Source organism: Rothia sp. 11254D007BW (assembly GCF_053548195.1).
The window spans coordinates 1945209-1958978 of record NZ_JBPWPK010000001.1; the positions used below are offsets into that span (position 1 = coordinate 1945209).

Sequence of the window (13770 nt, forward strand, 5' to 3'; positions counted from 1 at the left end):
TCGTGTGAGCTGATGCACAGAAGTCTGTGCGCCCTCACGGAAGGAGGCTTCGATGACGAAGCAGTTAACCCACTACGTCGGCGGCGCCCATCGCCCCGGAACCTCAGGTCGTTTCGCCGATGTCTACAACCCCAGCACCGGCCAGGTGCAGGCCCAGGTGCCTCTGGCGTCCGCTGATGAGGTGCGCGATGTTATCGCCAACGCCGCAGAAGCCCAGGCCAAGTGGGCTGCTACCAACCCCCAGAAGCGCGCCCGTATTCTGCACCGCTTTGTGGACCTGGTCAACCAGAACGCCGACGAACTGGCCGAGATGCTTTCGCTCGAACACGGCAAGACCGTAGCTGACGCCCACGGCGATATCCAGCGCGGCCTTGATGTCGTCGAATTTGCCACCGCCGCCCCCCACCTGCTCAAGGGCGAATACTCCGACTCCGTAGGCACCGGCATCGACGTGTACTCCATGCGTCAGCCCCTGGGCGTGGTCGCTGGTATCACCCCCTTTAACTTCCCAGCCATGATTCCCCTCTGGAAGTGCGGCCCCGCAATCGCAGCCGGTAACGCCTTCGTCCTTAAGCCCTCAGAGCGTGACCCCTCCGTGCCCCTGCGCCTGGCTGAGCTCTGGACTGAAGCCGGCCTGCCCGACGGCATCTTCAACGTGGTCAACGGCGACAAGGAGGCCGTTGATACCCTGCTCGATGACCCCCGCATTAAGGCCGTCGGCTTCGTGGGCTCCACCCCCATCGCCCAGAGCATCTACGAGCACGCCGCTCGCACCGGCAAACGCGCCCAGTGCTTCGGCGGTGCCAAGAACCACCTAATCATCATGCCTGACGCAGACCTCGACCAGGCGGCCGACGCCCTGATCGGCGCAGCCTTCGGCTCTGCCGGTGAACGCTGCATGGCTATCTCGGTGGCCGTGCCCGTCGGCCAGGCCACCGCCGACGCCCTGGTTGAAAAGCTGGTCGAGCGCACCAAGACCCTCAAGGTCGGCCACGCCCTTGACCCCGAGGCAGACTTCGGCCCCGTCGTTGCCGCCAGCGCCCTCGAACGCATCGAAGGCTACATCGCCGCCGGCGAGAAGGAAGGCGCCGAGCTACTGGTGGACGGACGCGGCGTCAAGGTCGAAGGCCACGAGGGTGGCTACTACATCGGCGCTACCCTCTTCGATAAGGTCACCACCGATATGTCCATCTACCGCGAAGAAATTTTCGGCCCCGTCCTTTCCGTGGTGCGCGTCGATGACTTTGAAGAGGCCCTGGCCCTGCCCACCAACCACGAGTTCGGCAACGGCGTTGCCATCTACACCCGCGACGGCGATACCGCTCGCGAATTCGCCCGCCGCGTCGATGTGGGTATGGTAGGTGTGAACGTGCCGATCCCCGTGCCGATTGCCTACTACACCTTCGGCGGCTGGAAGGCCTCCGGCTTCGGCGACCTCAACCAGCACGGGCCCGACGCCTTCCGCTTCTACACCAAGACCAAGACGGTAACATCCCGCTGGCCCTCCGGCATTAAAGAGGGCGCCAGCTTCGTTATGCCCACCGGCAACTAAAGGAGGCCCACCGTGACCGATACGCCCGGCACCCAGCCGACTGAGAGCGTCCTGACCGAAAAACGCGGCAGCCTGGGGGTTATCACCCTGAACCGCCCACGCGCGGTCAATGCCCTCAACGCCGAGATGATGGAGCTGATGAACGCAGCCCTGGACGACTTCGAACAGGATGCCGACATCGCCGCCGTGCTCCTGCGCGGCGCCGGTGAACGGGGTCTTTGCGCAGGCGGTGACGTGGTAGCCCTCTACAAGGCCACCGGCGAAAACCCGGATCAGGGCGTGGACTTCTTCCGAGTGGAATACACCCTGGACCTGCGTATTTCCCGCTACCCCAAGCCCTTCATCTCCCTCATGGACGGCCTGGTGCTGGGCGGCGGCGTGGGCGTCTCAGCCCATAGCTCCCACCGCATCGTCACCGAACACACCCGCACCGGCATGCCCGAAACCGTCATCGGCTTCTGCCCCGACGTGGGCGGCCTCAACATCCTGGCCCGCGCCCCGCAGAACCTGGGCACCCTCATGGCCGTCACCGGCCTGCATGTGACCGGGGCGGACGCGCTCGCTGTCGGCATGGCTGATTATTTCGTGCCGTCTGAGAAGCTTGATGACCTGGTCGCTGCCCTTGAGAAGGTCGAGGGTGCGGACGCCGTCACCCGCGTCATTGAGGGCTTTGCGGCTGATGCGCCTCCCTCCCCGCTCGTGGAGAACGCCCGCTGGATTGAGGGTGCTTTTGCCGCCGATACCGTTGAGGAAATCCTTGAGAAGGTCCAGGTGGTGGCTGATTCGGGGGCGGACGGCGCCGAGTTCGCCGGTACGGTTCTGGCGGCCCTGCAGAAGAACGGCCCGACTGGCATGAAGGTGGCTCTGGAGGCTGTGCGCCGAGCCGGTAGCCAGAGCCTGGCAGAGACCCTGAATCAGGATTTCATCACCTCTTGTAATGCCCTGGCACATCACGATATGCGTGAGGGTATCCGGGCCCAGGTGGTCGATAAGGACCGTAACCCACAGTGGTCCCCTGCCAGCCTCGCGGAGGTCTCGCGCGAGAGCGTCCTGGCCTTCTTCACCCCCACGAAGGCGGGGGAACTGGGTCTAGCCTAAAGACGCAGTCACCCCACCACGAATGTGACTCATATTCCCGAAAGGGTGTTGTTTTAACGCCCGCTTGGGAATATGAGTCACATTCGTTGTAGAGAAAGATAGCTTGCCTACTAGCTCTTGAGGTCCGGGAAGTCCGTGTCGGCGAACTCGTGGCCGTAGCCCTCGGTGGTGGTGCGGGCGGCCAGAGCTGCGGCGCTCTTCTCGCCGTGGCGGCCGTGGAACTCGTTCTCACGGGCTCGCAGTTCCACGCGGCGAATCTTGCCCGAAATGGTCTTGGGTAGCTCGTAGAACTCGATGCGGCGCACCCGCTTGTAGGCGGCCAGGTGGTCGCGGGCGTACTTGAGAATATCCTTCGCGGTCTCAGCCGTCGGCTCGTGCCCAGCGGCCAGCACAATGTAGGCCTTGGGCACAGCCAGGCGGATCTCGTCGGGTGAGGGAACCACCGCAGCCTCAGCCACAGCCGGGTGCTCAATGACCACGGATTCCAGCTCAAAGGGGGAGAGCTTGTAGTCGGAGGCCTTGAAGACGTCGTCGGCGCGGCCCACATAGGTGAGCACCCCGTTCTCGTCCCGCTCGGCAATATCACCGGTGTGGTAGAAGCCCCCGCGCATGGTGTCCTCAGTCTTCTCGGGGTCCCCCTTGTACTGGGTCATCAGGCCCAGGGGGCGGGCATCGCCCAGGCGGATACAAATCTCACCTTCGGTCTCAGAAATCTCGTCAGTGGCCGGGTCAATCAGCACAATATCGTAGCCGGGCAGGGGCTTGCCCATGGCACCAATCTTGATGGGCTGGCCGGGGGTGTTGGCGATCTGCACGGTGGACTCGGTCTGCCCAAAGCCATCTCGAATATCTACGCCCCAGGCGGTTTTCACCTTGGAGATAACTTCGGGGTTCAGCGGCTCACCCGCGGCAACGACCTTGGTGGGCGGGGTCGCCAGCTGATTCAGGTCAGCCTGAATGAGCATGCGCCAGACGGTGGGCGGTGCGCAGAAGCTGGTGACCCCGAACTTCTCCATATTCTGCATGAGGGCAGCAGCGTCAAAACGGGAGTAGTTGTAGATGAAGACGGTTGCTTCGGCAATCCAGGGGGTAAAAATGTTGGACCAGGCGTGCTTGGCCCAGCCGGGTGAGGCCACATTCAGGTGCACGTCGCCGGGGCCCATGCCAATCCAGTACATGGTCGAAAGGTGGCCCACCGGGTAGGAGGTGTGGGTGTGCTCCACCATCTTGGCCCGTGAGGTGGTGCCCGAGGTGAAGTACCAGAGCAGGGGCTCGTCGCCCCGGGTGGGGGCGTCCGGGGTAAAATCGGTGGGAGCGGACGCCGCATCCAGGTAGTTCAGGTGGGGGTGCTTGGTCAGGGCCCCCTCGGTCTTACCGTCTGTTTCGATCACGGTGAAGTTGCCCTCAACCCGCTCGAATTTGGGCACGTTCTTGCTGTTGGTAATGACCCATTCGACCGTGCCACGGCTGATGCGTTCATCGAGGTCAACCGGCTCAAGCATCTCGGTGGAGGGCATGAGAATAACGCCCAGCTTGATGCCGGCGAGCATGAGTTCCCAGAGCTCTACCTGGTTGCCCAGCATGAGAATCACACGGTCGCCGCGCTTCACACCTACCGACCGTAGCCAGTTAGCCACCTGCGATGACCGCTGAGACATTTCTGCGTAGCTCACGCTCACGCTGGAACCGTCCTGCTCCGCGATAATCAGGGCGGGGGCGTCCTTGCGTTCCTCGCTGGCAGCTACCTGGTCAAACCAGTCGAGGGCGAAGTTGAAATGCTCAAACCGGGGCCAGGTGAACTGTTCGCGCGCGGCGGCATAGTCCTCGCGCAGGGCGACAAGCTGATCGCGAATGGTGCGGAACTCTTCGGTAACGCTCATGAGTAACCTCTTTCGGCAATAAACCACACAAAAATAGTGGCATGGGTCACGATAGGGTGCTGTGAGTCACTATAGGGGAGGGGTGACACCCCTGCCAAGACCCTGTGGAAAAATCAACGAATGCAAACCTGTCTGCGCGTAACGAACCGATTAATTCCCCCAAAAGCTACCCGGCGGCCCCCAAGGTGGAGTACATTCAGAGCTAAATATGGCTTGACTCACACAAAAAGTGCGGGCGAACCCCGCCCGTGAGTTGCACACGACGACGTTGCACAGGAGAGCTACCCTATGAACACCCACATCCGCGGAATGGTCAAAAACCCACCCGAAAAGCCCCTGCCCTTCCCCGACATCGACCCCTTCGGCGTCCTTAACCTGCTGCCCGACCACGAAAAAGAGTGGTTCTTGCGCATCCGCACCTACCTGCAAGAAGAAGTACGCCCCCACATCGTTGACTACTGGAACACCGAAGAATTCCCCCTCCACCTGCTCGAAAGCATGGCTGAGGTGGGCCTGGCCCGCCTTGAAACCAGCGGCACCTCCTGGCTCTTCCGCGGCCTGGTCTACGCAGAAGTGACCCGGGTGGACGTCTCGCTCTCAGCCCTGGTCGGCATTCACAACGAGCTGGTGCTCGGCATGATCAACATTCTCGGCTCTGACGAGCAGAAAGCCGAGATGCTCTCGAAACTCGAAAGCTTTGAACTCACCGGCGCCTTTGCCCTGACCGAGCCCGACCACGGCTCCGATATCGCCGGCGGCCTCGAAACCAGTGCCACCTTTGACGGCGAAAACTGGGTCATCAACGGCGAAAAACGCTGGATCGGCATGGGCACCATCGCCGACTTCGCCCTGGTCTGGGCCCGTGATACCGCCGACCAGCAGATCAAGGCCTTCATCGTACCCACCGACGCCCCCGGCTATGAGGCTGAGAAGATTCGCAACAAGATCGGCCTTCGCGTCATGCAGAACGCCCACATCACCCTCACCGACGTGAAGGTGCCCGCTAGCGCCCACCTGCCCGGGGCCATCAACTTCGACGCCGCCAACGAGATGCTGCGCAACTCCCGCGCCTGGGTGGGCTGGCAGGGCTACGGTATTCAGCTGGGCATCTTCGATATCGCCCGCGACTACGCCCTCACCCGCCAGCAGTTCGGCAAGCCCCTGGCTAAGTTCCAGCTCATCCAAAAGAACATCGCAGAAATTATGAGCAACACCCAGGCAGCCCTGGGGCTCATGATGAACTGCGCCCGCATGCAAGAAAACGGAACCCTCGACATGGTTCACGCCGCCATGGCCAAGGCCACCACCACCAAGCTGGCCCGGCAGAGCGCCTGGCTGGGCCGGGAAATCCAGGGCGGCAACGGCATGACCACCGACTACGAGATGGCCAAGTTCTTTGGGGACGCCGAAATCCTCTACACCTACGAGGGCACCTACGAAATCAACTCCCTCATCGTGGGCCGGGCCCTGACCGGCTACTCAGCCTTCGTCTAAACCCCTCACCTCCCACCTGAAAGAGAGCACCATGGATTTCACCAACACCACCGCCCTGGTCACGGGCGCAGCCTCGGGTATCGGGGCAGCAACCGCCCGCGCCCTGGTTGCCCGCGGCGTGCACGTCTACGGCCTCGACCTTCCCGCCGGTATCGAAAAGGCCGGGGAGGTTGAGGGCGTCACCTTCCTGCCCGGCGACGTCACCGACTACGCTGCCGTTGAAGCTGCCTTCGAACGGGTGGGGCAGGACGAGCGCCCCCTGCGTACCGTAGTCAACTGCGCCGGTATCGCCCCGGGGGCCCGCGTCCTCTCCAAAAGGGGGCCGCACGACCCTGCCCTCTTCGCTAAAACCGTCAGCATTAACCTCAATGGCACGTTCAATGTGCTCACAGCCGGGGCAGCCCTGATGGCCACCCAGGAGCCGGTGGAAGGCACAGCCGGGCGGGGCGTCATTATCAACACCGCCTCTATCGCCGCCTATGAGGGGCAGATTGGTCAGATAGCCTACGCGGCATCAAAGGGCGGGGTCGTAGCCCTGACCCTACCCGCGGCCCGAGATCTGGCCAGCTCAGGAATTCGCGTGAACACTATCGCCCCGGGCATCGTGGACACCCCGCTCATGGCTGGCATTACCGAAGAGTTCCGCGAAGAACTTGCTCAAAACGTGCCCTTCCCGCAGCGCCTCGCGGCCCCCGCTGAATACGCCGACCTGGCTGTTTTTATCGCCGAGCATGACTACATCAACGGCGAAACAATCCGCATGGACGGCGCCCTGCGCATGGCCCCCCGCTAGGCCGCACCCCGGAACCGACGAGACAGAATAGCCCACCTTATAAGGGAGAAGAAGATGACCACCACACCCGCTATCGCTTTTATCGGCCTGGGGCACATGGGCGGCTACATGGCAGCCAACCTGGTTTCTGCAGGCTACACCGTGCACGGCTTCGACCTGGTGCCCGCAGCGCTCGATGCCGCCCGTGACCGCGGAATCCAGGTCGCTGCCAGCGGTGAAGAGGCCGCAGCTCAGGCCGATATCGTCATCACTATGCTGCCTGCTGGCCAGCACGTTCTGGGAGCCTACGGCGGACGCGAGGGGCAGGGCGGTCTGCTGGCTGCAGCCAAGCCCGGCACCCTCTTCATGGACTGCTCCACCATCGAGGTAAAGCACGCCCGCCAGGCAGCCGACCTAGCTGTGCAGGCCGGCATGCGGGCCGTCGATGCCCCGGTCTCCGGCGGTATGGTGGGAGCCGAACAGGGCACCCTCACCTTCATGGTGGGCGGCACTGAGGCGGACGTAGAGCAGGTGCGCCCCCTGCTTGAGGTGATGGGCAAGAAGGTGGTGCACTGCGGTACCAATAGCACCGGCCAGGCCGCCAAAATCTGCAACAACATGCTGCTGGGCATCACCATGGTGGGCGCCTCCGAGGCCTTCGTGCTGGGCGAGCGTCTGGGGCTCGACGCCCAGGTGCTCTACGACGTCATTTCCACTTCGTCCGGCTACTGCTGGGCGGTCAACGTCAACTGCCCGGTGCCCGGCCCCGTGCCCGGGTCGCCCGCTAACCGCGACTACGAACCGGGCTTCGCTACCGCCCTCATGAGCAAGGACATGGGCCTGGCAGTTGCTGCCCTCGACACCGCAGGGGTCAACGGCGAACTCGGCAAGCACGCCGCAGATATCTATACTCACCTGGTAGAAGAAGGGCGCGGCACCAAGGACTTCTCAGACGTCATTAACGCCATTCGCGAGGCCGACGGCTCACCCGTCTCAGGTATCTAACCCGCCTACAGCAAGGAGAAACACCCGTGACTACCTACGAGAACATTCTGGTTGAAACCCGCGGCCGGGTAGGGCTGATTACCCTCAATCGCCCCAAGGCCCTCAACGCCCTCAACGACGCCACCATGCGTGAGGTTGTTGCCGCCGCAACCGACTTTGACCGCTCACCCGAGGTGGGGGCCATCGTCCTGACCGGTAGCGAAAAAGCTTTTGCCGCCGGTGCCGATATCAAGGAGATGTCGTCTCAGACCTACGCCAGCATGTACGCGGCCGACTGGTTTGCCCACTGGGACAACCTCACCCGCCTGCGCACCCCCATCGTGGCTGCCGTCAACGGCTACGCCCTGGGTGGCGGGTGCGAACTGGCCATGATGGCCGATATGCTGGTTGCCGGGCCCTCCACCAAGTTCGGCCAGCCCGAAATCAACCTTGGGGTCATCCCCGGCATGGGTGGCTCCCAGCGCCTTACCCGCGCTGTGGGCAAGGCTAAGGCCATGGACCTCTGCCTGACCGGGCGCTTTATGGGGGCGGACGAAGCCGAGCGGGCGGGGCTGGTATCCCGCCTGGTGGAGCAGGACGCGGACGTCCTTCCCACCGCCCTTGAGATGGCAGAAACCATCGCTTCTAAGTCAAAGTTTGTGGCCCAGGTCTGCAAGGAGGCCGTCAATGCCGCCTTTGAGACCACCCTGGCCCAGGGTGTTGCTTTTGAGCGCCGCACCTTCCACGCTCTTTTTGCAACCGAGGACCAGAAAGAAGGCATGGCTGCCTTCGTTGAGAAGCGGGAGGCTGATTTTAAGCACCGCTAAAGCTTCATGCCCTCCGAAAAGTGCAAGTGCCCTGCCAAAAGTGACGGGCACTTGCGCTTTTCAGGGGGTATCTTGAGGGTATGAATAAGACCCGCCTAAGCCCTACCGCTCCCGGCCTGTATACGGCGTCCGCGAGCGTCCGCTCCACCAACCTTGGTGCCGAGATGCCCAACCCTACAGGTAAGGGCACCACCGGCATCAATAAGCAGCCAGTAGATTCCCTGGAGGTTTTTGCCCCGGCACCCGGCTATGGCAACGGCTCCGGCGTGCGCGGGGATTTTGTGGGGGACGCCAAGCACCACGGCGGTGCTGACAAGGCGGTTTACGCCTTTGCCCGAGAGGAACTGGATTACTGGTCAGAACGACTAGGCCGCCCTCTGGGGAATGGGCAGTTTGGCGAGAACCTCACAACTTCCGGAATTGTTTGGGCACAGGTGCTCGTCAACCAGCGTCTGGCGGTGGGTTCCGCTGTGCTTGAGGTTTCTGTGCCGCGCCAGCCTTGCCGCACCTTTGCCGACTGGCTGGGTCAAAAAGGCTGGGTAAAAACCTTTACCGAGCATCAGGACGCCGGTGCCTACCTCCGGGTGATTGAGCCGGGTACGATCACAGCCGGGGATACTATTACTTTTCTACCTGCCCCCGATCACAAGGTGACTATGGGGCAGGCCTTTGCAGCCGCTATGGGTGACCGTGCCGCCATGCAGGCGGTGGTAGAAACAGGCTGCTACCCGCCTTTCTACCACGACCGGCTACTGGCTAAGCTGGGGCGCTAGCTGACTCGTCTGCCTACTTCATGCGGTTTATTTTTTGACTTAGCCTTTGATGCAAAAAATGCCTTGCAACCCTTCGAAAAGTGCAACTGCCCTGCCAAAAGTGACGGGCACTTGCACTTTTCCGATGGCATCTCCCTATCATCCGCAATGCTTTCTTGGTAAAGTAATTCCTGTAAGGAAAATCAACCTGAAAGGCATACAATCGTGGCACCTAAAATAGGCTTCCTCTCCTTCGGCCACTACGGCGACTACCCCGGCTCTAAAACCCGCACGGGCGCCGACATGCTCCACCAGGCCATTGACCTGGCCGTCGGCGCTGAAGACATCGGGCTGGACGGGGCCTTCTACCGCGTCCACCACTTTGCCCAGCAGCAGATGTCCCCCTTCCCCCTACTGGCCGCCGCAGGGGCCCGCACCTCCACCATCGAGCTGGGCACCGGCGTCATCGACATGCGCTACGAAAACCCGCTCTACATGGCAGAACAGGCCGCCATGGTCGACCTGATTGCCGGTAACGAGCGCCTGCAGCTGGGTATTTCCCGCGGGTCACCCGAAACCGTCTACAAGGGCTTTGCCCACTTCGGCTACCTACCCGCCGAGGGGGAGGACGAGTCTGACATGGCTCGCCGTCACACCGCCCTCTTCCGCGAGGCCATCGCCGGGAAGGGAATCGCCCAGAGCGTTTCTGACCCCACCCAGCTTGACCCCATCACACCCCAGTCACCCGGCCTGCCGCGTCGTATCTGGTGGGGCGCTGGTACTCGCGATACCGCCCGCTGGACCGGCGAACAGGGTATGAACCTTATGTCCTCCACCCTGCTGTTGGAAGATACCGGTGTGCCCTTTGACCAGCTCCAGGCCGAGCAACTACGTATCTTCAAGCAGACATGGGTGGACGCCGGGCACGAGGGTGCCCCGCGCACTTCGGTCTCGCGCTCGATTATCCCGATTATTGATGAGCAGAGTAACTACTACTTCGGCCTGCGCGCCCAGGCTGAGGGGCAGGATCAGGTCGGTATTCTGGACGGTGCTGTCTCCCGCTTCGGCAAGAGCTACATTGGCGAGCCCGACAAAATCGCCGAAGAACTGGCCCAAGACGAGGCTGTGGCTGAGGCAGACACCCTGCTGGTGACTATTCCCAACATGCTAGGAGTGGACTTCAACCTGCGCCAGCTGGAGGCAATCGTCCGCGATATTAAGCCCGCCCTCTAACCGGGTAGGTACCATCCCAGTCAGAAAAACCCACCTCGTTGGTGGGTTTTTCTGATTTAGGTGGTACCTACCGTGAGGGTGCCTTACCGGGTGCTTTTAATTTCAGACTCCGTGACCCACTTATGATTCTTCATGGTCATGCCGGCCGCGGTGAAGTCCACCATATACACGGTCTCATCGGTTGATGATTCAACGCTACCCTCAGCTCCTTTCATGCCGGTCATATGCTCAGCCTCGATGGTCACGGGAGCGCCGTCAGCAAGACGCTTGCTCCCGGCGTCCGCAAGTTCTTCCTGCACAACCCACTTGTGGTCAGTCACGGGGTCAGACCCGTCAGTGGGGGTGTAATTCACCGAGTAAGTGTAGGTCTGGTAAGCACCAACGACGGTGGCGGTCGCCCCGTCCATGCCGCTCATGTGGTCAGCAGCAAGAACTACCTCGGTGCCAACAGGGTAGGTGGGGTCGGTAGCTTCGGCGATGCCGGCAGGGGCAGGCCCGCCATCTGCCGGGTGGTTAGCGTGATCAGCATGGGCAGCTGCGGCCGATGACACCAGGGCCTCGGCTTCACTTTTAGCCGTGGAGTCGTTGGAACCACAGGCCGTCAACGCTAGCAGCGATGCAGCGGTCAGGGCGAGGACGCGGGCAGTCGGGATTTTCATGGGGACCTCCTGGGGATGGGGTGGAGTTTTAGGAGAAACGGAGCAGGCGGGTGGAGTTGAGCACCACGAAAACTGATGAGAAAGCCATGGCCGCTGCCGCAATCATGGGGTTGAGCAGGCCGGCTGCTGCCACCGGAATGGCCACCGTGTTGTAGGCAAAGGCCCAGAAGAGGTTGCTCTTAATGAGGCGCAAGGTGGCCCGCGAGAGTCGAATGGCTGTCGGCAGTGAGCTCAAGTCGCTGCGCACAATGGTCATATCGGCAGCCTCCATAGCCACGTCGGTGCCCGATCCCATGGCCACGCCCACATCGGCCTTGGCCAGGGCGGCTGCGTCATTCACGCCGTCGCCCACCATGGCGACCCCGGCCCCGCCCTTCTGCAGGCGGGTGATGGTGGCTAGCTTGTCGGACGGGCTGACCCCCGCGTAGACGTCCGCTGGGGCAATACCCACTTCGGTTGCCACGGCGCGGGCGACGGGCTCGGCGTCCCCGGTCAGCAGCACCGGGGTAAGACCCAGGGTCCGCAGCTCGGCCAGGGCCTCAGACGCCCCGGCCTTGGGGGTATCGTGCAGGGCCAGTAGGGCAGCGGGCTGACCCCCGATAGCAAGGACGACGGTGGTGCGCCCGGCCTCCTGCTCGGCAAGCAGGGCGCGGGTGTGGGTTTCACTCAGCTCAATGCCTTCAGAGACAAGGAAACTGGGCTGGCCCACCAGCACCGAAACCTCCCGGCTCTCACCTGTGGAAACTTCTTCGTGCAGGGTAGCCCGCACGCCCCCGCCGGGGGAGGACGCAAAATCAGTGATCTGCGGCAGGGCCTGCCCCCGCAGGTGGGCCTCAGCCTGGGCCGCCTGAGTAATAGCCCGCGCAATGGGGTGCTCCGAGCGAGACTCAGCCGCCCCGGCCAGCGCCAGCAGGCGGGCGGCGTCCTGACCCCCAAAACCTGCCAGGGGAATCACCTCGGCCAGAGCCAGGGCCCCGGTGGTCACGGTGCCGGTCTTATCGAGCACCACGGTGGTTAGGCGCTTGGTGGACTCAAGTACCTGGGCCGATCGAATCAAAATACCCAGCTGGGACCCGCGCGAAGTACCCGCCAGCAGGGCCGTAGGGGTCGCCAGGCCCAGGGCACAGGGGCAGGCAATGACCAGCACCGACACCGCCGCGGTAAAAGCAGCATTGACATCGCCGGTCACCAGCAGCCAGCCGACCAGGGTTGCCAGGGCCAGGGCAATCACCACCGGCACAAAAACCGCAGAAACCCGGTCAGCCAGGCGGGCAATAGGGGCCTTAGTAGACTGGGCCTCAGCCACGGTACGACTCATCTGGGCCAGCACAGTATCGGCCCCCACGCGGGTCGCCCGCACCGTCAGCGAACCCGATGTATTGACGGTCGCGCCAACAACGGCGTCCCCCACCCCAACCTCAACCGGCACGGACTCACCGGTCAGCAGGGAAGCGTCCACCGCCGAGCGTCCCTCAACAACCTCGCCGTCCACCGCAATTTTCTCGCCGGGCCGCACCAAGAACAGGTCGCCGGGGAGCAGATCCTTGACGGGAATCTGCACTTCCCGCCCACCCTGCAGAACCGTGGCAGACTTAGCCCCCAGGTTCAGCAGAGCCCGCAGGGCCTGCGACGAGCGCCGGGCGGTGCGGTGCTCAATGGCGCGCCCAGCCAGTAGGAAGAGGGTAATCATGGCGGCGGCATCGAAGTAGAGCATGTGGTCCATGCCGTGCCCGCCTGCGGACGCCCCGTGCCCGGCATGGGCGGTCATAGCCGGATCCATGGCCAGCTGCCAGAGCGAAAAAGCGTAGGAGGCAACCACACCCAGAGAAATGAGGGTGTCCATGGTGAAAGAGCCGTGCCGCAGGTTAATCCAGGCCGGGCGGTGGAAGGGCATAGCCGCCCAGGTGGCCACCGGCAGGGTCAGGGCTGCGACCACCCAGCCCCAATGAGGGAACTGGAAGGTCGCAAACATAGAAATTAGAAAGACCGGCAGGGTGAAGAGTGCCGCTACCCACAGTCGCGGGGCGAGCGAATCCTGCCCGGCCTCGTCTGCCTGCTCCACGGCGTCCTGCTTCAAACTCGCCGTGTACCCGGCCTTCTCAATCGTCTCAATCAGCTGCTGATCAGTGACCGAAGCAGGCGCAACCACACGGGCGGTTTCCAGCGGAAGGTTAACCGAGGGGTCCACCCCAATTTTCTTGAGCTTGCGCTCCACCCGCCCCACGCAGGACGCGCAGGTCATACCCCCCACATTTAGATTCACGATGCGGGTGTCACCGGTGAAAACCTCAGCGGTGGATTGGGTTGGCATGATGCCTTCTTTCACTTGATGTGTTTGTTGTGTTCGGTGCTTATAGGGTGTTTGGGGGGCGGACGCGCGTCGGCAGCCAACTGGCTGGGTCTGGCATGAATCGCGCGCGAGCTTGCGAGCCCGCGAGAAGGTTAGTTGGCAGAGACGCGCGTCCGCACCCCATAGGGAGAGGTGCTTGCCCCTGGGCAAAGCCGCCCTCCAAAGCCCT

Annotated in this window: 11 protein-coding genes; 8 read left to right on the forward strand and 3 right to left on the reverse strand. The window is 62.8% G+C overall.

Annotation, left to right across the window (positions count from 1 at the left end):
* The first annotated feature begins 52 nt into the window (after window positions 1–52).
* The gene (locus ACEE43_RS08705; RefSeq protein WP_237186715.1) at window positions 53–1552 is read left to right on the forward strand and encodes a CoA-acylating methylmalonate-semialdehyde dehydrogenase; all 1500 of its coding nucleotides are present in this window, start codon (window positions 53–55) and stop codon (window positions 1550–1552) included.
* A 12-nt stretch (window positions 1553–1564) separates the two neighbouring features.
* The gene (locus ACEE43_RS08710) at window positions 1565–2650 is read left to right on the forward strand and encodes an enoyl-CoA hydratase/isomerase family protein (RefSeq protein WP_449107252.1); all 1086 of its coding nucleotides are present in this window, start codon (window positions 1565–1567) and stop codon (window positions 2648–2650) included.
* A gap of 110 nt (window positions 2651–2760) precedes the next feature.
* Here ACEE43_RS08710 and ACEE43_RS08715 read toward each other — a convergent pair whose 3' ends face one another.
* A complete protein-coding gene (locus ACEE43_RS08715; protein WP_449107253.1) occupies window positions 2761–4530 on the reverse strand; it encodes an AMP-binding protein in 1770 nt (589 codons plus the stop codon).
* A 288-nt stretch (window positions 4531–4818) separates the two neighbouring features.
* Between ACEE43_RS08715 and ACEE43_RS08720 the strand changes: the two genes are divergently transcribed.
* From ACEE43_RS08720 to ACEE43_RS08745, 6 genes are all read left to right on the forward strand, one after another.
* The gene (locus ACEE43_RS08720) at window positions 4819–6024 is read left to right on the forward strand and encodes an acyl-CoA dehydrogenase family protein (RefSeq protein ID WP_449107254.1); all 1206 of its coding nucleotides are present in this window, start codon (window positions 4819–4821) and stop codon (window positions 6022–6024) included.
* Between the two features lie 31 nt (window positions 6025–6055).
* Entirely contained in the window at window positions 6056–6817 is a 762-nt protein-coding gene (locus ACEE43_RS08725) for an SDR family oxidoreductase (RefSeq protein WP_449107255.1), read from the forward strand.
* Window positions 6818–6871: 54 nt separating this feature from the next.
* Complete coding sequence (mmsB, locus tag ACEE43_RS08730; protein WP_449107256.1) at window positions 6872–7801, forward strand: 3-hydroxyisobutyrate dehydrogenase; 930 nt, start codon at window positions 6872–6874, stop codon at window positions 7799–7801.
* A 26-nt stretch (window positions 7802–7827) separates the two neighbouring features.
* On the forward strand, window positions 7828–8607 hold the full coding sequence (locus ACEE43_RS08735) for an enoyl-CoA hydratase (RefSeq protein ID WP_237196140.1): 780 nt from the start codon (window positions 7828–7830) through the stop codon (window positions 8605–8607).
* Window positions 8608–8687: 80 nt separating this feature from the next.
* Window positions 8688–9380, forward strand: coding sequence for an MOSC domain-containing protein (locus ACEE43_RS08740; RefSeq protein WP_449107257.1), 693 nt, complete (start codon window positions 8688–8690; stop codon window positions 9378–9380).
* A 204-nt stretch (window positions 9381–9584) separates the two neighbouring features.
* A complete protein-coding gene (locus ACEE43_RS08745) occupies window positions 9585–10592 on the forward strand; it encodes an LLM class flavin-dependent oxidoreductase (protein WP_449107258.1) in 1008 nt (335 codons plus the stop codon).
* 83 nt (window positions 10593–10675) lie between these two features.
* On the opposite strand, the gene ACEE43_RS08750 is transcribed toward ACEE43_RS08745, so the two are convergent.
* A complete protein-coding gene (locus tag ACEE43_RS08750) occupies window positions 10676–11251 on the reverse strand; it encodes a YdhK family protein (RefSeq protein WP_449107259.1) in 576 nt (191 codons plus the stop codon).
* Between the two features lie 28 nt (window positions 11252–11279).
* Window positions 11280–13562 carry a heavy metal translocating P-type ATPase gene (locus tag ACEE43_RS08755; protein ID WP_449107260.1) on the reverse strand — a complete coding sequence of 761 codons (2283 nt, stop codon included), beginning with the start codon at window positions 13560–13562 and terminating at the stop codon, window positions 11280–11282.
* Between the last annotated feature and the right edge of the window lie 208 nt (window positions 13563–13770).